The 25,573-nt window shown below is 62.7% G+C and carries 21 protein-coding genes; 9 read left to right on the forward strand and 12 right to left on the reverse strand.

All coding sequences use genetic code 11. The annotated features are described in order from the left end of the window. Window positions 1–52 precede the first annotated feature (52 nt). Genes modB through MAIT1_RS16920 form a run of 3 tightly spaced genes read left to right on the forward strand, consistent with a single transcriptional unit; the run spans window position 53 to window position 2,629 of the window. Window positions 53–718 carry a molybdate ABC transporter permease subunit gene (modB, locus tag MAIT1_RS16910; RefSeq protein ID WP_085444722.1) on the forward strand — a complete coding sequence of 222 codons (666 nt, stop codon included), beginning with the start codon at window positions 53–55 and terminating at the stop codon, window positions 716–718. Continuing rightward, window positions 715–1,863 carry a molybdenum ABC transporter ATP-binding protein gene (modC, locus tag MAIT1_RS16915; RefSeq protein ID WP_085444723.1) on the forward strand — a complete coding sequence of 383 codons (1,149 nt, stop codon included), beginning with the start codon at window positions 715–717 and terminating at the stop codon, window positions 1,861–1,863. The genes modB and modC overlap by 4 nt, the downstream gene beginning before the upstream one ends. Further along, the gene (locus MAIT1_RS16920; RefSeq protein WP_085444724.1) at window positions 1,856–2,629 is read left to right on the forward strand and encodes a HesA/MoeB/ThiF family protein; all 774 of its coding nucleotides are present in this window, start codon (window positions 1,856–1,858) and stop codon (window positions 2,627–2,629) included. The genes modC and MAIT1_RS16920 overlap by 8 nt, the downstream gene beginning before the upstream one ends. Here MAIT1_RS16920 and MAIT1_RS16925 read toward each other — a convergent pair. From MAIT1_RS16925 to MAIT1_RS16940, 4 genes are all read right to left on the reverse strand, one after another. Then, window positions 2,626–3,021, reverse strand: coding sequence for a response regulator (locus tag MAIT1_RS16925; protein ID WP_085444725.1), 396 nt, complete (start codon window positions 3,019–3,021; stop codon window positions 2,626–2,628). The genes MAIT1_RS16920 and MAIT1_RS16925 overlap by 4 nt on opposite strands. A gap of 14 nt (window positions 3,022–3,035) precedes the next feature. Further along, complete coding sequence (locus MAIT1_RS16930) at window positions 3,036–5,027, reverse strand: sensor histidine kinase (protein WP_085444726.1); 1,992 nt, start codon at window positions 5,025–5,027, stop codon at window positions 3,036–3,038. A gap of 17 nt (window positions 5,028–5,044) precedes the next feature. Further along, the gene (locus MAIT1_RS16935) at window positions 5,045–5,863 is read right to left on the reverse strand and encodes a PstS family phosphate ABC transporter substrate-binding protein (RefSeq protein ID WP_085444727.1); all 819 of its coding nucleotides are present in this window, start codon (window positions 5,861–5,863) and stop codon (window positions 5,045–5,047) included. 198 nt (window positions 5,864–6,061) lie between these two features. Beyond that, on the reverse strand, window positions 6,062–6,799 hold the full coding sequence (locus MAIT1_RS16940; protein ID WP_085444728.1) for an SCO family protein: 738 nt from the start codon (window positions 6,797–6,799) through the stop codon (window positions 6,062–6,064). 42 nt (window positions 6,800–6,841) lie between these two features. Here MAIT1_RS16940 and MAIT1_RS16945 point away from each other — a divergent pair, with 42 nt between their 5' ends. Further along, window positions 6,842–9,115 carry a methyl-accepting chemotaxis protein gene (locus MAIT1_RS16945; RefSeq protein ID WP_085444729.1) on the forward strand — a complete coding sequence of 758 codons (2,274 nt, stop codon included), beginning with the start codon at window positions 6,842–6,844 and terminating at the stop codon, window positions 9,113–9,115. Between the two features lie 35 nt (window positions 9,116–9,150). On the opposite strand, the gene MAIT1_RS16950 is transcribed toward MAIT1_RS16945, so the two are convergent. Both MAIT1_RS16950 and MAIT1_RS16955 read right to left on the reverse strand, forming a co-directional pair. After that, the gene (locus tag MAIT1_RS16950; protein WP_085444730.1) at window positions 9,151–10,908 is read right to left on the reverse strand and encodes a bifunctional molybdopterin-guanine dinucleotide biosynthesis adaptor protein MobB/molybdopterin molybdotransferase MoeA; all 1,758 of its coding nucleotides are present in this window, start codon (window positions 10,906–10,908) and stop codon (window positions 9,151–9,153) included. A gap of 17 nt (window positions 10,909–10,925) precedes the next feature. Then, window positions 10,926–13,022, reverse strand: coding sequence for a hypothetical protein (locus MAIT1_RS16955; protein ID WP_085444731.1), 2,097 nt, complete (start codon window positions 13,020–13,022; stop codon window positions 10,926–10,928). Between the two features lie 150 nt (window positions 13,023–13,172). On the opposite strand from MAIT1_RS16955, the gene MAIT1_RS16960 reads away from it, so the two are divergent. The 5 genes from MAIT1_RS16960 to MAIT1_RS16980 all read left to right on the forward strand — a co-directional run bounded on the left by MAIT1_RS16960 (window position 13,173) and on the right by MAIT1_RS16980 (window position 17,223). Further along, on the forward strand, window positions 13,173–14,186 hold the full coding sequence (locus tag MAIT1_RS16960; RefSeq protein ID WP_085444732.1) for a glycosyltransferase family 2 protein: 1,014 nt from the start codon (window positions 13,173–13,175) through the stop codon (window positions 14,184–14,186). Between the two features lie 9 nt (window positions 14,187–14,195). Next, the gene (locus MAIT1_RS16965) at window positions 14,196–14,852 is read left to right on the forward strand and encodes an LbetaH domain-containing protein (protein WP_085444733.1); all 657 of its coding nucleotides are present in this window, start codon (window positions 14,196–14,198) and stop codon (window positions 14,850–14,852) included. Between the two features lie 138 nt (window positions 14,853–14,990). Then, complete coding sequence (locus MAIT1_RS16970; RefSeq protein WP_085444734.1) at window positions 14,991–16,142, forward strand: class I SAM-dependent methyltransferase; 1,152 nt, start codon at window positions 14,991–14,993, stop codon at window positions 16,140–16,142. A gap of 3 nt (window positions 16,143–16,145) precedes the next feature. Next, on the forward strand, window positions 16,146–16,649 hold the full coding sequence (locus tag MAIT1_RS16975; protein WP_085444735.1) for an NUDIX hydrolase: 504 nt from the start codon (window positions 16,146–16,148) through the stop codon (window positions 16,647–16,649). A gap of 133 nt (window positions 16,650–16,782) precedes the next feature. Continuing rightward, window positions 16,783–17,223: a GtrA family protein gene (locus MAIT1_RS16980; protein ID WP_085444736.1), complete on the forward strand. Its 441-nt coding sequence runs from the start codon at window positions 16,783–16,785 to the stop codon at window positions 17,221–17,223. A 58-nt stretch (window positions 17,224–17,281) separates the two neighbouring features. Here MAIT1_RS16980 and MAIT1_RS16985 read toward each other — a convergent pair whose 3' ends face one another. The 6 genes from MAIT1_RS16985 to rfbH form a co-directional block, all read right to left on the reverse strand. Continuing rightward, complete coding sequence (locus MAIT1_RS16985; protein ID WP_085444737.1) at window positions 17,282–18,706, reverse strand: NAD-dependent epimerase/dehydratase family protein; 1,425 nt, start codon at window positions 18,704–18,706, stop codon at window positions 17,282–17,284. Between the two features lie 242 nt (window positions 18,707–18,948). Then, on the reverse strand, window positions 18,949–19,572 hold the full coding sequence (locus MAIT1_RS16990; RefSeq protein WP_158089577.1) for a CBS domain-containing protein: 624 nt from the start codon (window positions 19,570–19,572) through the stop codon (window positions 18,949–18,951). A gap of 274 nt (window positions 19,573–19,846) precedes the next feature. After that, window positions 19,847–21,679, reverse strand: coding sequence for a thiamine pyrophosphate-binding protein (locus MAIT1_RS16995; RefSeq protein WP_085444739.1), 1,833 nt, complete (start codon window positions 21,677–21,679; stop codon window positions 19,847–19,849). Between the two features lie 208 nt (window positions 21,680–21,887). Beyond that, the gene (locus MAIT1_RS17000) at window positions 21,888–23,396 is read right to left on the reverse strand and encodes an N-acetylneuraminate synthase family protein (RefSeq protein WP_085444740.1); all 1,509 of its coding nucleotides are present in this window, start codon (window positions 23,394–23,396) and stop codon (window positions 21,888–21,890) included. Between the two features lie 72 nt (window positions 23,397–23,468). After that, a complete protein-coding gene (gene rfbF / locus MAIT1_RS17005) occupies window positions 23,469–24,254 on the reverse strand; it encodes a glucose-1-phosphate cytidylyltransferase (protein WP_085444741.1) in 786 nt (261 codons plus the stop codon). After that, window positions 24,254–25,570 (reverse strand): lipopolysaccharide biosynthesis protein RfbH, encoded by a 1,317-nt coding sequence (gene rfbH / locus MAIT1_RS17010; RefSeq protein WP_085444742.1) that lies wholly within the window; start codon window positions 25,568–25,570, stop codon window positions 24,254–24,256. The genes rfbF and rfbH overlap by 1 nt, the downstream gene beginning before the upstream one ends. Between the last annotated feature and the right edge of the window lie 3 nt (window positions 25,571–25,573).

A 25,573-nucleotide genomic window follows, 5' to 3' on the forward strand; every position in this document is an offset into this window, starting at 1 on the left:
CCCCTCACGCGCAGTTTCGTCGTTTACCTCCTAAAAAACCGGAGCCGTCCGCATGTGGGAACCGGTCGTTCTGACGCTCAAACTGGCTGCGATTAGCACGCTTATTCTGCTTGTTGTCGGCTCGCCTCTGGCTTGGTGGCTGGCGCGTTCGCGCGCGGTGTGGAAAGAGGCCGTGGGCGCCGTGGTGTCGTTGCCGCTGGTGCTGCCGCCCACCGTGCTGGGGTTCTATCTGCTGGTGGCGCTGGGGCCTGATAGCCCCATTGGCAAACTGGCGGTGAATCTGTTTGGCCAATCGTTGCCGTTCACCTTCGAAGGGTTGGTGGTGGGCTCGGTGATCTACTCTCTGCCGTTTGTGGTGCAGCCGGTGCGCAACGCCTTCGAAGCCATGGGCGACCGCCCGCTGGAGGTGGCCGCCACCCTGCGCGCCTCGCCGTGGGATAGCTTCTTCTCGGTGGCGCTGCCGTTGGCGCGTCCGGGTCTGCTCACTGGCGCGGTATTGGGGTTCGCCCATACCGTCGGTGAGTTCGGCGTGGTGCTGATGATCGGCGGCAACATTCCTGGCGAGACCAAAGTGCTGTCGGTGGCCATCTACGACTATGTTGAAACCCTGGAGTGGGATAAAGCCCATGTGTTGGCGGCGGGCATGCTGGCGTTCTCCTTTCTGGTGATTCTGGCCACCATGACCATCGAAAAACGTCTGCGGAGCCGCCTCAAATGAGCGCCATCGAAGCCCACTTTTATGGCAGTCAGGGCGAGTTCTCCTTGGACGCCGCCTTCAGCGTGCCCGCGCGCGGCGTGACCGCGCTGTTTGGCCCCTCCGGCTGCGGCAAAACCACCGTGCTGCGCTGTGTGGCCGGGCTCAATCGCCGTCTGGAAGGCAAACTGAGCGTGCGCGGGCAGGTGTGGCAGGATGGCAAACGCTTTGTGCCGACCCACAAACGCCCCATCGGCTATGTGTTCCAGGAGGCCAGCCTGTTCCCGCATCTGTCGGTGCGCGAGAATATGCTGTTCGGACGCAAGCGCGCCGCGCCCAAAGGCCAGACGCCGCGTCTGGACTTCGACGAGGTGGCCAATCTGCTGGGACTGACACACCTGTTGGAGCGCTCGCCGGTGCGTCTGTCCGGCGGCGAGCGCCAGCGCGTGGCCATCGCCCGGGCGCTGCTCACCGACCCGCAGATTCTGCTCATGGACGAACCCATGGCGGCGCTGGATCGCATCAGCAAGAATGAGATCCTACCCTATCTGGAGCGGCTGCATGAGACGCTGGATATCCCCGCGCTCTATGTGAGCCACGACATCACCGAAGTGGAGCGGCTGGCCGACCGCATGGTGTTGATGAAAAACGGTCGCGTGCAGGCCGCCGGGCCGTTGTCGACGTTATTGGCTGATCCGGCGCTGCCGTTGGCGGCGATGCCCGAAGCGGCCACTCTGCTGGAGGGGCCGGTGGCGGCGTTCGACGCCCATTATGGTTTGGCGCAGGTGTCGGTGCCGGGCGGAACACTGCTGGTTCCCGGTGACGCCGCTCTGGTGGGACAGCGCAAGCGGGTGCGCATCGCCGCCTCCGATGTGGCGGTGGCGCGCGAGCGCGCGCCCACAGGCTCGAGCATCCTCAACGCTCTGCGCGCGGTGATTCAGCATGTGGAGCCCTATTCGTTCCATCAGGTCAACCTGTTCCTCTCGCTGGAGGGGAGCGATGACGCCGAAGGGGCGGCGGGCGCCTCTCTGCTGGCGCGCATCACGCGCAAATCGTGGGATGCGCTGGATCTGAACATCGGTGAAGAGGTGCACGCCCTGATCAAAGCGGTGGCGCTCACCCGGCAGAGCGAAGGGCTGATCCCCGGCGAAGAGGCCGAGCATGGATGACGCCCAGTTGCAGCGCTATGCGCGGCAGATCCTGCTGCCGCAGGTGGATATCGCCGGGCAGGAGCGGCTGCTGGGCGCCCATGCGCTGATTCTGGGGTTGGGCGGGTTGGGCTCGCCGGTGGCGCTCTATCTGGCCAGCGCAGGGGTGGGACGCCTGACTCTGGTGGATGATGACGTGGTCTCCCTGAGCAATCTGCAACGGCAGATTCTCCACCGCACGGCGGATGTGGGGCGCGCCAAGACCGAATCCGCCCGTGATGCGTTGACGGCGATCAATCCCGATGTGGCGCTGGAGCTGGTTCCCTGTCGGTTGAGCGGCGCGGAGTTGCGCGCCGCGTGCGCCAGCGCCGATGTGGTGGTGGACGCCTGCGATAATTTCGCTGCGCGCCACGAGCACAATCGCGTCTGTGTGCAGAGCGCCACGCCGCTGGTGTGGGGCGCTGCGGAGCGGTTGCAAGGGCAGGCGGGGGTGGTGGATAGACGCCATCCGGAGGCGGGATGTTATCGCTGTTTTCAGCCCGATAATGGCGCGCCGGATACGCCGTGCAACACGCTGGGGGTGTTCACCCCGCTGGTGGGGATCATCGGCTCGATCATGGCCAATGAGGCGTTAAAAATTTTGCTGGGCGGGGGCGAGACCCTGGCCGGTCGCACCCTGTTGCTGGATGCCTGGAATCTGGAGTTTCACAGCTTCCGACTGCCGCGCCGCGCCGACTGTCCCGTGTGTGGCGCAGCGGCGGCCCGCACTGCGCAGTCCACGCGTTAGCCGTTGCTCTCCGTCAGGAGCGCCCGCTCCACGGCTTGAATCAACTCGGTTGCGCTAAACGGTTTCGCCAGCGTCATCATGGCGCCCAGATCCTGCGCAATCTCCAGCATGGCCCCGGGACGAACGCCGCCGCCATGCATGCGCCCGCCGCCGGAGATGACGATGACGCGCAACCCGGGGTAGTCCTGGCCCAGCTGCATTAGCGTCTCCAGCCCCTCCTGTTCGGGCATGATCAAATCCAGAATCAGCAAGTCGAAGCTCTGTTGGGCGATCAACGCCAAACCTTTGTGCGCGCGGTCGACGGCTATCACCGCATGGCCCTTTTTCTCCAGGATCACCCGCAGGGACTCCAGCACTGCGATGTCGTCATCTATCACCAATATCTGCGCCATGTAACCTGTCCGTCTTACTCGTTATCAGTCGTCTGTCGCGTCTGCTCTACAATGGGCAGATAGATGCGGAAAGTCGACCCTTCGCCAATTTTTGATTCCACGCTGATGGTCCCTCCCGCCTGGGAGATGGCCGAGTGGACGATGGACATGCCCAGGCCGACGCCTTTGCCGGGCGCCTTGGTGGTGTAGAAGGGGTCGAACAGACGCTGTCGAGTGATCTCATCCATGCCCGAGCCGTTATCGCTGACGCGGATCAGCGCATACTCGCCCGATTGCAACTGCGCCGGGCCAATAGCTTGGTTGACTGTTTGCGAGGAGAGCGTGATGCGGAACCGGCCAGAGGTCTCCTGCATGGCGTCAAGGGCGTTGGAGAACAGATTGGCCAGAACGCCTTGCAGATCATCTTGATTCATCGGCGCAAAGCCGATGAAATCTGGAATTTCAAATTGCATTTGCACGTTGTTTGGGCAGGCTGCGCGGAGGAACTCCACAGTCACCAGGCACGCTTGCGCCACATCACACTGGCCAACATGCTCTTGATCAAAGCGCGAGAACGCCAGAATTTTCGACACGGTGCTCTTGGCCCCCACGGAGCTGTCGAACACCAGTTGCAGCAGGCGGCGGTTGGGATCGTCCGGGGCCAGATCGTCGCGCACCAGTTCGGTCATGCTCATGATAGGCAGCAGCTGATTGTTCAGCTCATGGGCGACGCCGCCGGCCAGAGTGCCAAGCGCTTCGAGCTTGCGTGTGTGCGCCAGGGATTGCTCCAGCGCCATGCGCCGCGTCACCTCCTGGTTTTTCTCCTCCAGCGCCTCTCTACGCTCCACCATGCGCGCTTTGAAAACGCGCATGGTCTCCGCCAATCGATTGATCTCCTGGGTGTTGTGCGTATGGGGGATCGGCGCATCCAGATCATCATCGGACAACCGCGCAAGCGCGTAGGTCATGGCCTGAATGGGGCGTACGATGCGCTGGGAAAGGACCACGGAGACCAGCGCCACCACGGCCATGGAGATCACGGCAATGAGGACCAAAACAAATTGCATGGTGTGCAGCGCATCGTCACCGGAGTCCCGCATCTGGGCGATGGTCTCCTGCGCCTGCGTCAAGGCGATGCCCACACAGTGGATGGCGATGAGGTTGTGAGAATAATCGTCAAATGGGCGGCACTCCAGCAGGTGCTCTTCGCCGTCGAGGGATTGCATGAGCGCGCCGGAGCCCGTGTGAATGATCCGCTGTTGTTCGGCGGGTTGCAGCGGCCCGGGTTGCGCTTTGAAGCCCGCCGTCATATGCGGACGGCCATCGATATAACTGACAAACGAGAGTCGGGTTAAGCGCACCATCTTCATTAACGAAGGGTGCAGATGGTTGATCTGCATGCCCGCTACCACATAGCCAAGCGGGTCGCCAAATGGGTCGACGACAACTTTTGCCAGCACAGGGCCATAAGAGAGGTCTGAAGAGGGCTCCTGCTCGGCCAGTTCGGCATAACCGGGGCCAATCTGAGTGAATCCGCCGAGCAGATGGCGGTGGTTGCGGTCCAGATGTTCGATCTCCCGTCGAATTTTGTTATGCAGAAGCGTGTGTTTAAAGCGCTTGGCCGCTTCGATGTGGTCGATGTTGGGGGGGCTGGAGGCCAGGATGTCTCCTTGTAGGTCGAACACGGTGACGAAATCCAAGTCCGCACTCTGCACAAAGCCGAATAGCACCGTAGCGATGGGATCGGGCTGGCTCTTCTCCAGGTAGGTCTGTAAGTCCTCACGATTGCTCAAAAACGTCAGGTGCTGATCGATTTTCTGCACCAGTCCGCTGAATAGCTCATCCATCAGGAAGAAGTCCTCCTGATTGCTCTTGCGGATCTGCTGGTTGATCACTTCAGACAGTTGCTGGATATGCTGGGCGCTATTGGCGCTCATCACCAGCCATAGACTCATGCTGACCAGCGCAATGGGGATCACCCCCAATGGCAGAAAGGTCAGCAGCAGACGTTTGCGCAAGCTCATCATAGGTCGGCGCCTGGGAGTTATTTGTAGGGCGTCGCGTGGGCGCTGCGAATGGCCTGCATGGCCGGTGAGGTCTCAACGAATTTGAGGAATGCCTCAACCAGACCTTGGCGGTTGGCGGCTTTGAATATCAGCGCCAGGGTTCCAAAGCTGGGATAGTTTTCATCCGTTGGGGCCAAGCCATCGATGTTGAGGATGGTGACGTTCTCTTTGAGCGCATCGGCATAGGGGCCAAAGCCGATGGTCCCTTCCTTCTGGGTAACGATTTCAAAGTTATGTTGATTCAGAGTGGCGGTTTTGGAGTATGGGGTGATGGTCACCTCATCAAAACCGGGGAAGGTTGCGCGCAGGTTGCCGAGCGAGCTGTCGCCCTCTTCACGGCGCACCACGCGAATTTTCCCTTCTGCGCCGCCCACCTCGCTCCAGTTGACGATTTTACCACGATAGATGTCGTTGATCTGCGCCGCGCTCAGGTTGCTCACCGTGACGCTTTTGTTGACAAAAAAGACCACCGGGAACTTGGCGATGGGCAGATAGGTTAAGCCGTAAGGCTCCTCACGGGGTTTGATCTTGCGCGCCACTCTGCCCAGCAACGCCTTGTCATTGCCCACCGCTTTGTAGCCCCCTGACGAGCCGATGCTGTCGGGCACGACAATCTCATCTTGGGGGTGGTTGACGGAGAACGCCTTGGCCAGGGCGTGCAGCACGATCATGCCGTCGCCGGTGCCGACGATCTCCAAGGTTTCCGCCCTTGCCTGGGGAGCGGGCGCCGCCCACAGAGCCAATGCGCACAGGAGTGTGACTCGGTGATGTCGTAGACGCTTGAAAAGGGTGATCATGGCGCGTTCTCACTCGTTGGGGGGCAGTGACCTTGCCTCTTGCACAGGATGTAGTCGGCGTCTTCCACCAGGATTGCTCCGTCAAAGGTATCCGGCTGGCACGGCGTTGCCCAGCACTTTCCGCAGTTTAGGGAATTCAGTCGGGTGGCGATGGGGTTAAATGGATTTTCACTAACATGACGGCGCGATGACATGCTATCAATGTTTGTCACCCATTGTATGCGACATATGTGGATTGTCTTCCTTGTGCGGATGCGGGGAAGCCATCCACCCATGGGCCTGGAGACCTTCAACCAAGGCCGCGACGGAAAACGGCATGGGGAAGCGCGCAGTCAACTCTCCAGCCGGGTTGATCAGGTAGATGTCCGGCGTGTGCAACACCGGATACTCCGCCTTGTCGCGCCATTGCGGATAGTTGAATTGCGCCCCCAACAGCGCGCTGAGGCGGCGGAGTTGGGGCAGCTCTCCGCGCAGCGGTGTGATGGCGGGCGCATGGGGTGGAATGGCGTAGTCCTGCACATAGTCGTTCAGGCGGTCCAGGGTGTCCCGCTGGGGGTCGATGGAGACAAACCACACTTGCAACGGGGCGCTGCTGGGGTGGTGGAGCCTCTGCTCTTGTAGCAGACTCCAGATGGTGTGCAGCGCCATGGGGCAGCTATCGGCGCAGTGGGTAAAGCCCACCGCCAACAGCGTCCACTTTCCTTGTAAGGCGGTGGCGTCGACCACGCCGCTGGCTCCTTCCAGGGCGAGGGGCTGAATGGCGCGGGCGGGCGAGACGGGGAGCCATGTGGGCGCAGGATCCTGCTCTGGCGGGCGGTTCTGCTCCAGCGCCTGATTGAGTCCGACCATCAGCGCTACCGAGCCCAGCAGAACAAGGCTGATGGTGATCATCAGCGTTTTGAGACGAACAGGCTTTGTGTTGGGTTCAGGCGACATCGTCAGGATCCCTTAACCGGTTGGGTAACGAGAGGCGGGCTTGTGGAAAATACGGCGCAAACCAAGCAGTCCTGGGTCAGCACATTAACCGTGTGGGAGGATGTGCGGGAGGTTGCGCCCACCCTGGAACGGGTGCGGCAAAACGCCAGCAAGGCGTTTATCATTGTGCTGTGGGCCTACATTCCCCTGTTTATGCTCATTGGCTATGGCGCGGAGAACCACGCCAACTACGCCAATGTGGTCACCCGCTTCTGCGGTCTGGTCCCCGTGGATGGCGTCAGCCGCGTTACCTTTGGACTGATTGCAGGGCTGGTTGGCGCGCTGCCAACCACCATCTTTTGGTACCTGCGTCCCACCGGGCAGATGACCCGGCATGTAATTGCGCTGGCCTTGATCTACCAATGGGTGGTTTTCGTGCATCAAACCACCGGCTCGCCTGACGGCTTCATCCTCGAAGGCCACATGGTCTACTTCGTCACCGTGGTGATCCTGACCATCTACTTCTGCTGGCGCTCGCTGCTGATCGCCACGCTGATCCCCGCCGTCCACCATACGCTGCTGACCATTTTCGATCCGCTGGCGATCTGGCCCACCACCGACTATATCTGGCTGCATCTGCTCAACCATGTGCTGCTGGTGCTGCTCAACTCCGGCGCCGCGCTGTGGCTCTCCTGGTACTTCTTCTACCAGTTCCGGAATAATCATGCGGCCATTACCAGCGCCACGCAAGCGCATCAGGAGGCCACCCGCATGGATCATCAGGTGACCCTGCAGGCGGAGAGCCTGGCGGCCATCGGCAATGAACTGGTGCGGCTCAAAGCGCCGTTGGATCAAGATTCCAACAAGGCCCACACGCTGGCCAGTCAGGTGGCCAAAGAGAGCAGCGCGGTGCTGGGGCAGGCCAAAGCGCTCAGAGAGAGCATCCATGCGGCCAATGACAGCATGAACAGCATCAGCCGCGAGGTCAAAGCGCTCTCCGATCAGGTGGGGCTCATCGCCCAAACCACGGAGCATAGTCGCCAGGACACCAACACCATGGCCAGCGCCGCCGAAGAGATGAGCAGCAATATCAGCGCGGTCAACGCCAATCTCAGGGAGGTCACCACATCCGTGAGCACAGTGGCGGCGGCCATGGAGCAGATGAGCGCCTCTCTGGGCGAAGTGCGCAATCGCTGCCGTCTGGCCGATGAACTCAGCGGCGACGCCAACAATCAGGCGCAGGAGACCGCCACGGTGATGAACCGCCTGATCGGCTCCACCCTGGAGATTTCCAAAGTGGTTGAGGCCATCAAGAGCATCGCCTCGCAAACCAACATGCTGGCGCTCAACGCCTCCATTGAAGCGGCGGGCGCTGGCGAGGCGGGCAAGGGCTTTGCCGTGGTGGCCAATGAGGTTAAGGAGTTGGCCAGTCAAACCGGCGAAGCGACCAAGCTGATCGACAAGCTCACCACCTCCATTCAGCAGGAGAGTCGGCAGGCGGAGATGGTGACGAAGTCGGTCTCGGAGATGATGCTCAAGGTGTATGAAGCCAATAAGGAGATTTCTCAAACCGTCGATGAGCAGGAGCGCGCGGTGCTGGAGATCAGCCAGACCATGGGGCAGGTCTCCACTGCGGCGGAGTCGGTGAGTCTCAACGCCAATGAGCTGGCCAGCGCCGCCAATGAGGTCTCCACTTCGGTGCAGACCACCGTGGAGGGGATTGAGGGCATCGCCGACGCCGCCTCCCAGGCCGCCGATATGGCCAGCGCCATCACCCAACAGGCGCAGAGCGCCAGTCAATCCGCCCGGGTGGCCGATCAAGCCTCCGAGGAGATAGCCAAGGTGTTGGGCAATACTGAAGGCAGCATGCAGCAGACCATGCGTCGGGTGCACTATCTGGACGGCTCCATTCAATATGTCGGCGTACTCACAGAGGAGATCCATCAAGCGGTCACCAGTCTGCAGGCGACGCGTAAATCCGCCGACCAGGCCAACGTACTGTTCGATGTGCGCAAGCTCAAAGAGTCGCACCTGCGCTGTCTGAATCAGATGGAGAACGTCAGTCGCGGCCGTGAGGTGGAGATGGGCGAGGATGTCGCCTGCGGCTTTGGCGACTGGTGGCAAAACCAGGGCAAGAGCCTGTTTGGCGAGAATCCCAAGTTCCAGAGCGCGGTGCAGGCGCACCAACAGCTCCACGCGCTCACCGGGCAGGTGAAGGAGGCGTGCGGCAAGGGCGACGAATCCAAGGCGCGCCAGGGGATTCAGACGCTTAACGAGAAGCGCAAACAGCTGTTCCAGCAGTTGGATGGGCTGTTCCTGGAGGCTTCAAGCCGCTAAACCGTGCGTCGGCGCGACGGGAATCCGCGTCGGGTTTACGTCGCGCCCAGCGGCTCCACCTCCACCCAGTCGCCCGCCCGCACCCCCGCAGAGGCGCGCGGTAGTGTGATGAGGCAGTCGGCGCGGGCCATGGAGGTGAGCAGGCCGCTGCCTTGGGGACCGGTTTTGCTGACGGTGAGGTTGCCGATGGCGTCGCGCTGATAGTAGCCGCGAATGAACTCGGCGCGGCCCGGCTTTTTGGCGATGTCGCTCAGGCAGCGCATGCGGTAGCGCGGCGCGCGCCAGTTGGGGACGCCCGCCATGCGCATGAGCGCCGGGCGCGCCAGTTGCAGAAAGGTCACCATGGCCGCCACCGGGTTGCCCGGCAGGCCAAACAGCAGGGCGTCGCCCAGGCGGCCAAACGCCAGCGGCTTGCCCGGTTTGATGGCCAGTTTCCAGAAATCCAGCTGGCCCAACTCCTTGAGTACGGTTTTCACCAGATCCATATCGCCGATGGAGACGCCGCCGGAGGTGATGATCACATCGGCGTTTTCGCTGGCGCCGCGCAGGGCCAGCCGCAGGGTCTCTTCATCATCGGGCAGAATCCCCAGATCGCCCACTTCCGCGCCCAACTGCTGCAGCAGACCCATCAGGGCGTAGCGATTGCTATCATAGATCAGACCCGGCTCAATGGGTTGTCCGGCCGAGCGCAGTTCGTCGCCAGTGGAGAACAGCGCCACCCGCACGCGACGCAACACCGAAATCCGCGCCAGTCCCATGGAGGCCAGCACGCCCAGTCCCGCCGGTCCGATGCGCTCGCCCTGGTGAAGCGCGGCTGCGCCTTGGGCAATATCCTCGCCGGCGCGACGCACATGACCGCCGCGTCGCGGGCCGGGCTGGATGTGGATGGTCATGCCGTCGCGGCGGGTGTTCTCCACCGGGACCACGCTATCGCAATCGGCAGGCATGGCCGCGCCGGTCATGATGCGCACGCAGCCGCCAGCAGGCGTGGTGCCCGTGAATGGATGCCCGGCAACGGCGGTTCCCACCTCCTGCAACACGCCGCCGCCATCGGGATTCAGATCGTCAAAACGAAATGCGAAGCCGTCCATGGCGGAGTTGTCCGCCGTGGGCACGTCGATGGGGGAGCGGGCGTCATCGGCCAGCACGCGCCCGAGGGCTTCGCACAACGGCAGCGATTCGGCGCGGGTGACCGGACGCACCAGCTCCAGGATGTGATCGCGCGCGGCGTCCAGGTCCAGTAGCGGGCCGTCATCCTGAAAGCTCCACTGCGCGCTGCGCCACTCCAGAATGAAACCGGCGACGGCGGCGGGGTCGTTCAACTCCAGCACCGGGATTGGCGCGCCGTCGGGCTCCCGGTCAGCGGCAATGGCGATGATGCTGGGGTCATTGGGGTAACGCAGCGCCTTGCCTGCGGCGGCGCGATGCACCTCCAGGCGGGCGGCGATATCGGGGTGGTCGCGAAAGCCCTCCACCAGAATCAGGTCCGGCGCGTCCAGCGCCAACTGCGTCAAGGCGATGCGCAGCGGGTCATCCTCCTCGCTCACCGCCACGTCGGGGGTGGAGAGGCGCGAATCTCCCGCCAGAATCACCGGTTCGGCGCCCGCTTGGCGCAGGCGGTGGCTATCCTTGCCCGGCTGATCCAGCTCGAAGTCGTGGTGGGTGTGTTTGACCACCGCCACGCGCAGTCCTTCGGCTTTGAGCAGCGGAATCACTCCGGCCAGCAGGGAGGTTTTGCCCACGCCGCTCTGCGCGGCGATGCCCAACAGGGGCGGAAGGGGAATATTCAACATGGCCAGGGCTCCAGCAATCACCCTTCACCGGCGGGCACGTTAAAGCCGCGCACGCGGTCATGGGTAAAGAAAGGCGAAGGTTCAAACAGTTCCGGCGACTGCGGCGGCGCCAGGGTCTGATACAGCGGGCGGGCGCGCCAATCGTCGGGCAGACTCAGCAGCAGCAGCGCCGGAAAGGGCAGGGGATCGCGCAAACGCTGGGCGGAGACCAGACAGTTGCGCGCCTTGGCGGGCAGTTCGATGCCCACAAAGCGCGACCAGTCGGCCTGATAGATGGGCCAGAACAGCGTCAGCGGTTGATCACCCAGATGCAGCACGGTGGCGCGGCTGAAATCCTCCCGCGAGGCGCGGTAGAGCATGCGCAGCGGCGTCTCGGTCAGCCCACAGGCAGGGCCGTTCCAGCGCAGGCGCAGATAGTGGGCCTGGGCGGTGGCGTCCAGCGTGCGGCGCGGACGGCTGAGGGATTCGTGGGTCAGGCGCACCCAGCCATCGGTGAGGGAGTGGGTTTCCAGCGCGGCGATAGGTTCAGTCGGGGCGTCTAAGATCTCCTGGATATAGCCCGAGAGAGCATGCTGTTGCCAGGCGCGGGCGGCCCACAGCGGCGCGGCGGTGAGGGCGCCCAGGGCCATCAGCGTGAGCGCCATATTGCGCATTTGCGCGCGCCATGGCGGCGCAGGGGCCAGGGCGGGGGGGATGCACAGAGGCGCAATCCAACCCTGTTGGGCCAGCGCGGGGCGTCGCTGCAGCGCCCAGGAGAGCCCCCCCTGCAGGGCCCACAGGGTGAACAGCATGGGGATGATGAGCAGATGGCCGATATGGCGGTCGAGGAACACCAGACTGCTGTAACCGGCAAAGAACAGCGTGGCCAGGGCCAGGAAGATGGCCAGTCGCGGCGAGCGGCGCGCGATCAGCAGCAGCAGCAGGGCGAACAGCAGCGGTCCGTAGCGACCCAGCGGCCCCATCTCCAGCACCCGCCACGCGGCGGCGATGGCGCGGGTGATGTGATCGCCGGGCATCAGCTCCAGCAGCGCGTTCCAATAGGCCTGACCGGCGCGGGAGTAGTCGGCGGTGAGCAGATCCACCGAATTCTCCGGCGCGTAGGTCAGATGCAGCCCGTCGATGCGCTCCAGATAGTCGAACACAAAGGCGTGGGCGTAGCGGTCGGCGTGGATGTAGCTCACCTCCGCCACCGAGTGGGTGACGTTGAGCCGATGGGAGAAACCTTTGCCCAGCCCCATCACCGGCATGATGCCGCTGCCGGACTCGCCGGTGTGGGCTTTGAGGGTGGGCAGTCCCAGCAGGACGAACCCCAGCAGCAGCAGGCCGATCAGTTGCGCTTTGAGCAGCCAGGGGCGCGGCGTGGGGATTGGCGGCAGAAACAGCGCCAGGGTGAGGATGAAGCCGGGCAGGAAGATATACACGTCGGGGCGAAAGCCCACCGCCACCCCAGCGATGGCGCCCGCCAGCAGCGCCAATCCACGCAGACGCCACGGACTCAACGCGCGCCGCGCCAGCAGTCCCAAAATCAGGAACAGGGCGAAGAAGAACGGAATTTTCGAGTAGTCGCGGAAGGTTTTGATAGTCCACAGAATCGGCGGCGCAATGGCGATAAACAGGGCGGCGGGCGCGGCGATGAGCGGCGCGCTCACCAACCGGAACAGGCCATAGGCCAGGACTACGGCGACGCCATGGAACAGCGCCAGAAACGGAAACAGCGCAGGCCAGGAGACGCCGCTCCATTGCCAGATGTAGCCCAGCATCAGCATCAGATTGCGGTAGCCCGATTGGAAGCCGGTGAGAGGCTCGGCGACGGCGTCGGCGGGTAGGTTGGCGCAGTCAAAGCTCTGCGCGCGGTGGCTGGCGGAGAAGGCGAGGAAGCGTTCCAGCTCCGGGCTGACGTGGCGGTCCACCGCATGCAGGCCGCGTCCGCACCCCACCATCACCGCAGCGGAGAACTGCGGATGGTAGTAGCTGAAGAAGTTGCGCGGTTTGCCGTTGTTATCCAGCGCCTGGAACGCCTGTAGCCAGGCAAACGCCAGCAGCAGCAGCGCCAATGCCCAGTCCCACGGACGGCGACGCTGCGCAAACAGGGCGATGGCGGGGGCTGACGACATGCAGGCTCCAAACTGGCGACGCAGAGGCAAAGCGGATAGTTTCCCGCCCCATAGGAGCCAAGTCAAGCCGCCTCGCCTGGACAAATCCAGGCGGCTATGCTCAAGTGATTTGGCGTATTGCGGCGGACGCTGGGAAACCGGCGTCGAAAAATGGATTCTCTCCACTCTTTTGGGTCGTTGTTGGATATGAGCCTGAGCGTTGTCATCCCCGCCTATAACGAGGCCGACAATATCGCCGCCACCATCGGTGAAATCAGCGGTCATCTGACCCGTCTGGGCGCGACATTCGAAATCCTGGTAATGGACGACCACTCCAGCGATGGCACTTTTGATGCCGTGCGCGCGTTGAACGACCCCCAGGTCCGCGCCATCCGCTTGAGCCGCAATAGCGGCAGCCATATCGCCTTGCGCGCTGGATTGCGGCAGGCGCGCGGCGATGCGGTGCTGTGCATCTCCGCCGATGGCCAGGATAACCCTGAGGCCATTGAGGCGATGATCGCCCGTTGGGAGGGCGGCGCCGACGTGGTGTGGGCGCTGCGCACCGACCGCAATGACGAAGCCCTCCTCAACAAAACCATGGCGCGGGCGTTCTATCTGCTGCTCACTGCCGCCGGGGCCGCGCCCACCGATGGCGTAGACCTCTCCAAAGCCGACTTCTTTCTCATGGATCGCCGTGTGGCCGATGCCGTCAATGCCTGCCCGGAGCGCAATAGCTCGCTGTTCGGGCTGTTGGCGTGGGCGGGGTTCCGCCAGGAGGCGATCAGCTATCATCGGCGACTGCGCGCCTCGGGCCACTCCAAGTGGAGCTTCCAGGCCAAAGTGCGTCTGGCCAAGGATTGGGTGTTCGCCTTCTCCGGTCTGCCATTGCAGATGATGACCCGGGTGGGCGTGGGCATGGCGACCCTGGGCCTGCTGTATGCTGCCGTGGTGATCGCGGTGACGCTGATTACCGGCGAGATGGTGCCGGGCTTTCCCTCTCTGATGACCACCGTGCTGGTGCTGGGCGGGGTGCAGATGATCATGTTGGGGCTGTTGGGCGAGTATGTGTGGCGCACGCTGGATGAGTCGCGCAAACGCCCCAGTTATTTTGTGGAGGCGGACTCCGCTCATCCTCCGGCGCATAGTCGTGCGCGCGGCGCGCCGTTTCCATCGCAAATCTCATAAGGATCGCCCATGCGTCCGCTGATTCTGTTTCCGTTTAATGGCAACGCCCGCGAAGCGGTGGGAGTGGTGGAGGCGATCAACGCCCAGCGCCAGACCTGGAGCGTGCTGGGGTTCGTCGATGACGACCCGGACAAGAAGGGCTCGGCGTTTGGCGGCTATCCGGTGCTGGGCGGGCGTGAGGTGCTGGCCGAGCGCCCCGACGCGGCGGTGCTGGCGGTTCCTGGAAGGCCGGATAACTTCCACAAACGGCGCGCCATCATCGAGGCGCTGAATCTCAAATCAGAGCGCTGGGCAACGCTGATTCACCCCGCTGCGGTGGTGGGGCCAGAGTGCATGATCGGCGACAATGTGCTGATTCAGGCCGGTGTGGTGCTCACCGCCGGGGCGCGCATTGCACGGCATAGCATTATCCTGCCGCAAACGGTGGCGGCGCACGACGCCGACATCGGCGAGGGGGTGGTGATGGGCTCCCATGTGACCATTTCCGGCGCCTGCCATGTGGAGCCGTGGAGTTACATCGGCAGTGGCGTCAAACTGCGCGAGGGGGTGCGGATTGGAACCGGCGCTCTGGTGGGTTTGGGCGCGACTGTCATCGGCGATGTGGCGCCCGGCAAAGTGGCGGTCGGCTGCCCGGCGCGGGCCATTCGGGATGTCGACAAAGATTGAATTTCGTCGTTGATCATGGCAAAAACAGGCTGTTTTGCCATTGCTTTGGCGCATTTTACGTGGAGTCTGGTTATACTGGCGCCGTGAATTCCTGTTTTAAATGGCAACGAACCATTTCAGCAAAGCGATGTGTACCCTATGTCAACTGCTATCAGCGCCTACCCTTGTCGCGTGTGTGGCGGCGCGCTCTACGCCGAACCGCTGCTGACCTTGGAGAATATGCCTGGGGCGGCGCAGTTTATGCCCGATGCCGACTCCGTTGGTGATGATATGGGCGTCAATCTGCGCGTGCGTCAGTGTTCCGGCTGCGGCGCGATTCAGCTCTCCGACCCGCCGGTGCGCTACTATCGCGAAGTGGTGCGGGCGGCGGCGTACTCGCCGGAGATGGCGGTGTATCGACGCGAGCAATTCGCCGCTTTTGTGGCCGAATATGGTTTGCAAGACGCTGCGGCGCTGGAGATTGGCTGCGGGCGCGGCGAATATCTCAGCCTGCTCAAAGAGGCCGGTCTCAATCCCCATGGCCTGGAGTTTAATCCGGGCTCCGTAGCGGCCTGTATCGAGGAGGGTTTGACGGCCTCCGAAGGCTATCTGCAACGCCCCGATCAGCAGCTTGCCGCCGGGCCGTTTCAGGCGGTGTTCAGCTTCAACTTCATCGAACACATGCCCGATCCGGTCAAAGCCCTGCGCGCCGCTTGCCTGAACCTCACCGACGACGGCGTGGGTCTGCTGGAAGTCCCCAATTTCGACATGATCCTACGCGATAAGCTGTTCTCGGAGTTCATCGGCGATCATCTGCTCTACTTCACCGAACAGAGCTTCACGCAGATGTTGGGCATGTGTGGTTTTGAGGTGATTCGCTGCGAGCAGACTTGGCATGACTACATCCTCACCGCCCATGTACGCAAACGTCAGCGTACGGATTTAAGTGAACTGGGCGCCTATCGACAAAAGATCCATGCCGATGTGCATGCGTGGCTCGACGCCGCTCCAGGCAGAGGCCGCGTGGCGGTCTGGGGCGCCGGGCATCAGGCGCTGGCGGTGATGAGTCTTCTGGGGTTGGGCAAACGCTGCGATTACGTGGTGGACTCGGCGCCGTTCAAGCAGGGTAGATTTACCCCCGCCAGCCACCTGGAGATCTTTGCGCCCAGCCAGTTGCGTGAAGACCCCGTGGATGCGGTGTTGGTGATGTGCGCCAGCTACTCCGACGAGGTGGCGCGGATTCTGCGCGCCGAATACGACCCCAATCTGACCGTGGCCATCCTGCGTGAGGATGGTTTGGAGTCGGTGTAACGCATGTCCGAAGCGCTCAAGGCGGCCATTGCGGTCATTGATGCGGCGGTGGATGACGCCAAGAGCGGCCTGCCGGAGGATGTGTTCCTGTTGGTGAGCCGCTTAACGCCCATGATCAATGTGGATCTGCTGATTCAGAATCCAGCGGGGCACACGTTGCTGACATGGCGCGATGATGGGTTCTACCCCCGAGGGTGGCATATCCCTGGCGGCATTATCCGCTTCAAGGAGTACATGGAGCAGCGCATCGAAAAAGTCGCCATGGCGGAGTTGGGCGCTACGGTGGCGTTTGATGCCGAGCCCATTCTCACCCAGCAGTTGATGACGCCCAACCGCGATGTGCGCGGCCATTTCCTCTCGCTGTTGATACGTTGTCGCCTTACCTCCGAGCCCGATCCAACCATGGCGTTCGATGCGGATGCTCCGCAGGATGGCCAGTGGCGCTGGCATGATGGCTGCCCGGATGATCTGCTGGCGGTGCAGGCGGGCTATCGCGGCTACTTCTAGGCGGGCGGGCGCGATAGATCCTGTGATTGACGCATGGGCTGCGCAAGAGTAGGATCAATCCCCGGCGGCTTGGACGTCTCTGTCAAGGCCGCTTTTTTTATTCCCCCTACTTCAGACAAGCCCCGGGATATTCATGCAAGATTGGCGTTCCCAGCTTGAGCGACATGCGCGCAAAATTCGCTACCTTATCGGCGGCGCGTATAACACGCTGTTCGGCATGGGCTGTTATGCGGCGTTGATTCTGGCGTTTGGCGAGGATCACTATCTGCCATTGGCGGTGGTCAACCATCTGCTGGCGGTGACCAACGCCTATGTGGTGCACCGGATCTTTGTGTTTAAATCCACAGGTCACTGGGTCAGTGAATATTGGCGCTTTCATGTGGTCTATGCCGCAGCTTTCGCCAACAGCCTGTGGATGCTGTGGGTGCTGGTGAACTTCGCCGAACTTCACCCCATTGCGGCGCAGGGAATCGTTATCGCCATCACTGTGGCCGCCAGTTATCTGGGTCACAAGCACTTCTCTTTCCGCGTGGGCAAGGAAGAGCAGCCCAAACAGGGCGATCCCGCCTCCTGACGCGCCTTCCCCCGCATTGCGCCAGACTCGGCGCGCCCAACGCGTGTTTCGCTCTCGACTAGATCGCTCCCCGCTCCTTGGCCTTGCGCGCTTCCGCCGCCATATTCTGCATCTGCGTGGGGGTGATCAACTTGTCATCAATGTAGTAATCGGCGTGGGGTTTGCCCAGGCGCAGTTCGTGGTGCTTGACCCCCCAACGCTGCATCTGCGCTTCGGTCACCGGGCGCCAGTCGATGCCCGACGCTGAGCCGCGCGCGGTGAACAGCACGATCTCTGTTCCGGCGTCATACAGGGCGTTGATGGCGTCGATGGTGTCGGTGAGCGGCTCGGCCTTGGCGTAGTCTAGATCCGGCACCAAAGAGGCGATGACGCCGTCGATATCCACCACCAATCGCTTGGGCGCCGCATAAGTGGGGGTGGCGGGGGTGTGCCAGCGCTCCAGCCCCTGTTCGCGGCAGTAGGCCCCGGTGCGGCGGATCGACTCATCCAAGCTCACCCGATTGACCAGCCCCAACTCCTCACGGGCGCGGGTCAGGTCCGGCGCATAGCGGTTGCCTCCCGCGCCCGCGCCGTCGCGCTTCTGAATCTCGATGGGTTTGCCCGGAGCGAGGATGTCGCGGGTGCGTTCGGCCAGCTGCGCCATGCTGACCGGCTCATCGCCGCCGATGTTGTAGGGGCGTCCGCCCACGCCCTTTTCCAAAATGGTCAAGAACCAGATGGTGGTGTCGGCGGCGTATTGAAAGGCGCGAATGGGCGAGCCGTCGCCATTGACGCGGATTCTCTCCTCGGTGAGGGCGTCGGCGATAAAGTTGCCCACGGCGAAGTGTTCGCGCATGGCCAGCAGCGGACCGACGAAGGAGAAGCAGCGCGCAATGGGCGCATCGAACGATTCCGAGCGGCTCGCATGGGCGCACAGATGCTCCGCATAGCGCTTGGCGTGGGCGTAGGTGGAGCCCAGCACTTCGGGGTGGGGCGCGCCGGGATAGCTCTCGGGCATGAACTCCATCCCCGCCGGTTGCGGACCGTAGACTGCGCCGGAACTGAGATAGAGCATGCGCTCCACCCGCGCCGATTCGCAGAAGTCCAGCACCCGCTCCAGACCGCCCACCACGGTTTCGTGGATCTTCTTCACTCCCATGGCGGCCTGGTCGATGGCGTCCAGGGCGATGTGGATGGTGCGATCCACCTGCCCCTTGGGGTAGTTGAAGAAGCGCACATCGCCCGCGTGCCAGGTGACGCCGGGGGCGTGGCCCAGGGCGGGGCACTTGTCGATGAAGCGTTGCGGCGTGCGCGACAGGGCGTCGATGCGGATATCCAGGTTCCAACGCGCATTGGCCGCCACCAGCGCCGAGAACATCCAGGCGCCGGTGTAGCCGGTGGCGCCAGTCAGAAATATGCGCGATCCGCGCAAATTCCTAAATAGAGGCTCGGTGGCGTCGAGGATCAGGTCAATATCTTGTTGCGGAACGGGCAGGTGGCTCATGGTCTCTCGGCAAGATTGTACGGAGCGTTTATTGTTTGCGTGACGCTGGTGGAGCTTGCGCTGACTATTTGACAAATTTTCGCAGAAAATTTGTCGGGATTCTTAAGGGTCTGTGACCCTTAAGCGGGGCGTGGGGCGGCGCCCCACGGTCTGGCTTTTGATCTTGGGAGCTCGAGGGCAACGCCCTCGATATCTTACAATATCCAAAAATCTAAAGAGGCCGCTTCCAAATTCCAGTCATGTTATTCAGCGCGCTCATGCTGCGCCAGCGCCCCCTGCAACAGGGTGCGAATCATGTCAGAGGGGGAGATCACCCCTTGCAGGCGCTCCTGCTCATCCACCACCAGCAGGCGTTTGACTTCGCGTTCGCGCATGCGCTCCAGCACGTCGCCAATGCGCGCATCGGCGCCGATGGAGACCACGTTGCGCGACATCAGCGTGCTGACCGGATCGTGCAGATCCGCCGATCCCGGCTGCCAGCGAAAATGGGCAATCAGCGACTCCCACAAAGAGACGCGCGGGTGGTGGTGCGGCACGCCGAACACTTGCAGCAGGTCAGCCACAGCGATGACGCCCACCACGCAACCGGCGGCGTCGATGACGGGGAAGTTGTGTGCATGGCGGGTGAGGAAAGTCTGAGCCACGTCCACTAACCGGTTGGTTTCGCTGAAGGTGATCACGTCGCGGGTCATGATGTCGGCTGCGCGCACGTTCTCCATGCGTCGCAACAGCGCATGCCGCTGCGCCTCCTTATACATGGCGTAGAGGTCGCTGGGGGAGACCAAGTTCTCTGAGAACAGCGGATGGCTCTCCAGCGCGTGGCGGAAATCCTCCGGCAGCAGACCGTTTTCTGATTCGGCGCTCATGCTGGTTCTCCCTCTGTGGGGGAGCGGATGGGGAGGATGAAAGATATTGAGGGCAGCGCCCTCAAACTCCCCAACCGCCAAACCGTGATTCAGGCCATCCATGGCCTTCACCCTTCGGGCTCGCTGCGCGAGTCCGATTCGGCAATCCTGCCGAATCGTGGGCCGCCCACACCCGCTGGGGCCGCAGGCCCCAGACCCCGCCTCCGGCCAGCCGGAGGCCAATAGATAGCGCCAGATCGCACGCTTTCCCGCACACATTTTTACATCGTACAGGTTAATCCTGGATCTTTAGCGATGCCTCTGCAAGCGGAATCAACATGTTCTCTTTCAGCTCGGCGCGCGGCAGCAACGGCGACATATCCTCCAGCGGCATGGAGATCATGGAGCCGTCCGGCTGCGGAATGGCGGCGGACTTGGGCCACAGCGCTTCGTTGGGCGTCACCCGCACGTTGCACACAAATGGTCCCGGGTGGGCCAGCGCCTCTTGGATGCCTGACTTTAAGTCCTTGGCATCGGTGATGCGCATGGCGGGCACGCCCATGGATTCCGCCATGCCGGGGATGTCGGCGATGAACAGACCCGCTTCCGGGCCAGTGCCCACATAGCGGCCATCGAAGTAGTTGCGCTGGGTGTTGCGGATGGAGGCGTAGCCGTTGTTGTTGATGATGAACAGGGTGACCGGCAGCTTCTGCGCCGCCAGGGTCTGGAACTCCTGAATGTTCATCTGCAATGAGCCATCGCTCTCAATAGCGATGTAGCGCTTCTTGAACGCCGCGCCCGCGCCGATGGCGGCGGGCAGGCCGTAGCCCATGGCCCCCAGGCCGGAGGTGAGGAACACCCGCTGACCCGGCTTGTTGCGGAAGGTGGCGTAGAACACCTCCACGCCGAGGCCGGAACTGCCAGTGACGATGAGGGTGTCTTCGGGGATGGCGTCGCTCAAGGCGTCCATCAGGTGGTAGTGGCTGATCTCGCCCGCTTGGGGGAATGTCTGGCCGTCACAGGAGCCGTAACGCGCCTTCCACTCCTGACAGCGTTGCAGCCACGGCGAACGATCCTTGGGCGGCTGTTCGCGGGTCTCATGGCGCAGCGCGGTGATGAAGGCGGCGGCGTCGGAGCACAAGGAGACTTCGATGGGGAACGCATGCTTGGCCAATTCGTTAGGGTCCGCGTCCACCACCACCTTCTTGGCTTCGCGGCCAAATCCGGCGGGGTTGAAGGCGGTGACCACGTTATCCAGCCGCGCGCCGATGCTGATGAGCAGATCGCTGTTCTGCACCGCGAAGTTGGGCGCGCGCACCGCCACCGTGCCCGGCTTGCCCACGCTCAGCGGGTGGCTGTGGGGGATCAGGTCCATGGCGTTCCAGGTGCACACCACTGGAATATTGAGATGCTCATAGAGCGCAGCGAAGCTCTCGGCGGCTTCGGCGAGACGGATGCCATGCCCGGCCAGGATGATGGGGCGCTCGGCCTGGGCAATGAGGTCGGCGGTCTGCTTGGCGGCGGCCATGATGGCGTCGTCGGCGCCCGCATCGCTGACCGGGGGCGGGGTCATGCCGGGCAGTGTCTCCGGGTCGATCTTAGAGGCCTGGATGTCCAGCGGCACATCAATCCACACCGGGCCGCGTCGGCCCGAAGTGGCGGCGTGCAGGGCTTCTTCGAGATGGATGCGGATCTGTTGCGAGTCCATCACGGTGACGGCGTATTTGGTCACCGGTTTGACCATGGAGACGATATCCACCTCCTGCGGACCCATCTGGCGCACGCCGGTGTCGCCGATGAGGTCGGCGCGTTTGACTTGGCCGGAGATGACGATCATGGGGACCGACTCGATCCAGGCGCCGGTGACGCCGGTGATGGCGTTGGTGGCGCCGGGGCCGGTGGTGACCAGGCAGGCGCCCAGACGGCCATGGATGCGCGCATAGGCTTCGGCGGCGATGGAGGAGGCCTGTTCGTGGTGGTTGGGGATCGCTGTGATGTCGGGATTTTGTCCCAAGGCGTCCACCAGATACATGGCGCCGCCGCCGGGGACCAGAAACACGCTATCGACGCCTTGGGCGGCGATGAAGGAGAAGATGTAGTCGGCAACTCGCACGGAAGGCGCGCTCATAAAGTCTCCAAAAAGGTATGCAGCGCGTGACCGCGCAGAACTCGACAGGTGACAAATCGCCAGAGGCGATTTGTCGAGGTCCAGGAGGCGGGCCTCCTGGCGGGTGCAGGGCGGCGCCCTGCCGGGTTGAGGGCGGAGCCCTCATGGGGTTTGGGGCGAAGCCCCAATATCTTTCATCTTCCCCAAAACGGCTCTGCGTTTATTCAGATTATTCCATCCAGAAATCGATGAAGGTCTTGCGATTGGGATTCTGGCTGATGGCTTCGTCGGTATAGAAGGAGTCATCCTTGTAGTGGGTGGAGGAGATCTCCTCCAGGATGGCGCCGTCGTCGCTGCTGAAGGCGTGTTTGACCTTGGGCTCCACGGTGATCACCGAACCGGGTTCGCACCCGCTGGCTTCGCCGTCGAGGACCAGATTGAGCGTGCCGTGGAGGACATGGAAGGTCTCCTCCTTCATCTTGTGGTACTGCTCCGGGTGGTTCTGACCGGGCAGGACGATGATCAGCTTCTTGCAGTAGGCGCGATTGACCACAGTGAGCATGCAGATGCCCACTTCGTTGAAGCGCTCCATGCCGTAGTGGTGGGAGATCTCCAACTGCGCGCCGGCGGGGATCACCACGCCGGACTCGGCCACCAGTTTGCGCACGCGCTTGACCACGTCCAGCACTGCGCCGCGGGTATCCTCCATGCGGGTGTTGGTCGCCAGCACCGCCCCTTTGGCGGGGATCGCTTCGGTGGCGTAATAGTGGTTGTACTTGCCCCAGTCGTTGCCGGTGATGCTGCCCTCCTGGGTGGGGATGGCCATGAACACGTCGGCGTCGGTGATGCGTTCGCCCACCGCGATGTCGCGGTTGGCGAACACGCCGCGCCGCAGGGAGATCAGCGCCGCCGCCTCGCCGGGGGTGGGCTCAATGCGCGTATCGCCGGGCTGACCACAGAGTTCAAACGCCTTCTGCGCCGTCTCCAACCAGGTCTGAATCTGCTCAGGCGTAGAGGAGTAGGCGTTGATGGGGTACTTCTCGGTGGCCACGGCCACGTGCTTTTCGAACAGGGTCACCCCTTTGGCCACCGCCATGGCCACCGGCAGGATGGAGGCGGGATTCTCGTGGGTGGAGAAGCCGATGCGCACATCCGGATAGCGCTGTTGCAGATAGTCGATCTGGTTCATCTGCATGTTGGGGTCTGGGGTGGGGTATTCGGCCACGCACGACATCAAGGCGAAATCCTTGCCGCGATGGCGCATGAAGCTGACCACGCGGTCGATATCCTCGGTGGCCACGCCGGCGGTGGAGGCGATGATGGGCAGATCGGTGTTGGCGATGGCCTCCAGCAGCGGCCAGTCGGTGAACGAGCAGCTGGCGATTTTGAGGATCTCAAAGCCGTCCTCGACGATCAGCGGAACCGATTCGGGGTCGAACGGGGTGCACATGGGGATGAACCCCTGCTTGCTGATCTCGCGCACCAGCAGTTGCGTGTTCTCCCGCGACAGGCGCGTTTCGGAGAAGCGCTTAATGTACTTGATGTCCATCCGCCCCTGGTAGTCGGGGTGGATGAAGCTGTCGAGCTGGCGGTACTGCATTTTGAAGGAGAAGCGGTAGGGGAACGGCTTGCACACTTCGGCAAAGCGCTGGATCACGTGGATGCCGTGGGCGATATCGCCCATGTGGTTGTTGGCCAGCTCCAGGGTGAACATGGTCTCCGGGATGGCGTTGGGCATGGTTTGGCTCCACCAGTGTCTTAAGCGGCGCAGGCCGCGATGAGTTGAATTGCGTTTGCGTCGGTAACGCGCTTATTTCCACAATTTCCAGGGCGCGTTACCGCTCTCCCATAGCTGTTCGAGCAGATGCTTTTCGCGCAGGGTGTCCATGGCCTGCCAGTAGCCGTCGTGGCGATAGGCCATCAACTGCCCCTCATTGGCCAACCGGTTAAGCGGCACGTCCTCCCAGGAGTTGGCCGGACCATCGATGTACTCCACCACCTTCTGGTTGAGCACGAAGAAGCCGCCGTTGATCCACGCGCCGCCGCGCTTGGGCTTCTCCTGCAGATGGTCCACCACGTCGTCGCCATCGCCTTCGCGCAGCCCCAGTACGCCGAAGCGGCCCGGCGGGTTGACCGCCAACACCGTGGCCAACTTGCCGTGGGCCTTGTGGAATTCGATCTCAGCGGCGATGTCGGCGTTGCACAGGCCGTCGCCGTAGGTCATGCAGAAGGTTTCGCCCGGCTCCAGGTACTCCCCTATGGCTTTGATGCGTCCGCCGGTCTGGGTGTTCAATCCGGTCTCAACTAATGTGACGCGCCAAGGCTCCTGACGATCCTGATGCACCACGGTTTCGTTGGTGCGGAAGTCGTAGGTGATGTCCGAAACGTGGTGTTGGTAGTTCTTGAAGAAGTCTTTGACCGCATAGCCCTTATAGCCCAGGCAGATGATGAAGTCGTTGACGCCGAAGGCGCTGTAGAGCTTCATGATGTGCCACAGCATGGGGCGCTCGCCGATGCGCACCATGGGCTTGGGGATCAGATGGGTCTCTTCGGACAGTCGCGTGCCCAGACCGCCGGCCAGAATCACCGCTCTCATCAGACGCGCTCCCGAATGAAGTTGACGAAGGTTTCCAGCATGTAGGCGCGGCGTTGTTCATCAATGCCGGGCCAGACGCCGATCCAGAAACTGTCGCGCATGGCGCGATCGGCGTTGGTCAGATCACCGTGCACGCGGTAGTTGACCCCCGCAAACGCCGGTTGCCGCACCAGGTTGCCCGCAAACAGCAGACGCGTGCCCACCCGGCGCTGCTCCAGATAGGTGGTCAAATCCTCGCGGCTGAAAGGGGCGCTTTCGCGCCGGGTGAGCAGGTAGCCAAACCAACTGGGCTGGGAGCCCGGGGTGGCCTGGGGCAGGTGGAAATATTCATCCAGCCCCGCTTGTTTGAAAGCTGTGGTCAGGGCGTCGAAATTGGCGTTGCGCGCTTTGATGAAGCGCGGCGCTTTGGCCAGTTGCGAAATGCCGATGGCCGCCTGCATGTCGGTCATCTTCAGATTGTAGCCCAAATGCGCATAGGTGTATTTGTGGTCGTAGCCTTCAGGCAGATCGCCCAGCTTCTGCGCAAAGCGCTTTTTGCAGGTGTTGTCGCGCCCGGGCGGGCACCAGCAGTCGCGGCCCCAGTCGCGGAACGACTCCACCAGCTTGATGAGCTGCGCTGAGTCGCTCAATACCGCGCCGCCTTCGCCGGTGGTGATGTGGTGCGCCGGGTAGAAGCTCAAGGTGGCCAGATCGCCGAAGGTCCCCACCGGTTTGTCATCGAAGCGCGCGCCCAGGGCGTCGCAGCAATCTTCGATCAGATAGAGATCGTGCTGCTTGGCGATGGCCGAGACCGCCGCCAGGTCGAACGGATTGCCCAGGGTGTGGGCCAGCATGATGGCGCGGGTTTTGGGGGTGACCGCCTCGGCCAGTTTGGCCACATCCACATTGTGGGTGTGCGGGTCCACATCCACGAACACCGGCACGCAGCCGTTTTGAATGATCGGCGCCACGGTGGTGGGGAAGCCCGCCGCCACGGTGAGCACCTCGTCGCCCGCTTGCAGCGGACGCTCCAGGCTGGTCGAGGTGAGCGCGGTCAGCGCCAATAGATTGGCCGCCGAGCCCGACACTGTGGTGCGCGCCCGTTTCAGGCCACAGAAGGCGGCCAGTTTCTCACTGAATTCAGCGTCGAAGCGTCCGGCGGTGAGCCACAGATCCAGCGACGCGTCCACCAGTTGCGCCAGATCCTCGCCCTCCACCACCTTGCCGGAGGCGGGCACGTAGGTCTGTCCGGGGACAAACTCCGCACGGGGCTGCGCCGCGTGAAACGCTTGCGCGGCCGCCAAGACATCCTGTCGAGTGGGGGTAGAGTCGCTCATGGC

The organism is Magnetofaba australis IT-1, assembly GCF_002109495.1.
Lineage (GTDB): Bacteria > Pseudomonadota > Magnetococcia > Magnetococcales > Magnetococcaceae > Magnetofaba > Magnetofaba australis.

What these genes read in the sequence shown, in the direction of transcription:
- MAIT1_RS17000 (WP_085444740.1), bottom strand. Translation starts at nt 23,396, where the DNA reads ATGCCCAACGCCATCCCGGAGACCATGTTCACCCTGGAGCTGGCCAAC.
- MAIT1_RS16920 (WP_085444724.1), top strand. Translation starts at nt 1,856, where the DNA reads ATGGATGACGCCCAGTTGCAGCGCTATGCGCGGCAGATCCTGCTGCCG.
- MAIT1_RS16980 (WP_085444736.1), top strand. Translation starts at nt 16,783, where the DNA reads ATGCAAGATTGGCGTTCCCAGCTTGAGCGACATGCGCGCAAAATTCGC.
- modC (WP_085444723.1), top strand. Translation starts at nt 715, where the DNA reads ATGAGCGCCATCGAAGCCCACTTTTATGGCAGTCAGGGCGAGTTCTCC.
- MAIT1_RS16970 (WP_085444734.1), top strand. Translation starts at nt 14,991, where the DNA reads ATGTCAACTGCTATCAGCGCCTACCCTTGTCGCGTGTGTGGCGGCGCG.
- MAIT1_RS16965 (WP_085444733.1), top strand. Translation starts at nt 14,196, where the DNA reads ATGCGTCCGCTGATTCTGTTTCCGTTTAATGGCAACGCCCGCGAAGCG.
- MAIT1_RS16950 (WP_085444730.1), bottom strand. Translation starts at nt 10,908, where the DNA reads ATGTTGAATATTCCCCTTCCGCCCCTGTTGGGCATCGCCGCGCAGAGC.
- MAIT1_RS16990 (WP_158089577.1), bottom strand. Translation starts at nt 19,572, where the DNA reads ATGAGCGCCGAATCAGAAAACGGTCTGCTGCCGGAGGATTTCCGCCAC.
- MAIT1_RS16995 (WP_085444739.1), bottom strand. Translation starts at nt 21,679, where the DNA reads ATGAGCGCGCCTTCCGTGCGAGTTGCCGACTACATCTTCTCCTTCATC.
- rfbF (WP_085444741.1), bottom strand. Translation starts at nt 24,254, where the DNA reads ATGAGAGCGGTGATTCTGGCCGGCGGTCTGGGCACGCGACTGTCCGAA.
- MAIT1_RS16985 (WP_085444737.1), bottom strand. Translation starts at nt 18,706, where the DNA reads ATGAGCCACCTGCCCGTTCCGCAACAAGATATTGACCTGATCCTCGAC.
- rfbH (WP_085444742.1), bottom strand. Translation starts at nt 25,570, where the DNA reads ATGAGCGACTCTACCCCCACTCGACAGGATGTCTTGGCGGCCGCGCAA.
- MAIT1_RS16955 (WP_085444731.1), bottom strand. Translation starts at nt 13,022, where the DNA reads ATGTCGTCAGCCCCCGCCATCGCCCTGTTTGCGCAGCGTCGCCGTCCG.
- MAIT1_RS16960 (WP_085444732.1), top strand. Translation starts at nt 13,173, where the DNA reads ATGGATTCTCTCCACTCTTTTGGGTCGTTGTTGGATATGAGCCTGAGC.
- MAIT1_RS16940 (WP_085444728.1), bottom strand. Translation starts at nt 6,799, where the DNA reads ATGTCGCCTGAACCCAACACAAAGCCTGTTCGTCTCAAAACGCTGATG.
- MAIT1_RS16975 (WP_085444735.1), top strand. Translation starts at nt 16,146, where the DNA reads ATGTCCGAAGCGCTCAAGGCGGCCATTGCGGTCATTGATGCGGCGGTG.
- MAIT1_RS16930 (WP_085444726.1), bottom strand. Translation starts at nt 5,027, where the DNA reads ATGATGAGCTTGCGCAAACGTCTGCTGCTGACCTTTCTGCCATTGGGG.
- MAIT1_RS16925 (WP_085444725.1), bottom strand. Translation starts at nt 3,021, where the DNA reads ATGGCGCAGATATTGGTGATAGATGACGACATCGCAGTGCTGGAGTCC.
- MAIT1_RS16935 (WP_085444727.1), bottom strand. Translation starts at nt 5,863, where the DNA reads ATGATCACCCTTTTCAAGCGTCTACGACATCACCGAGTCACACTCCTG.
- modB (WP_085444722.1), top strand. Translation starts at nt 53, where the DNA reads ATGTGGGAACCGGTCGTTCTGACGCTCAAACTGGCTGCGATTAGCACG.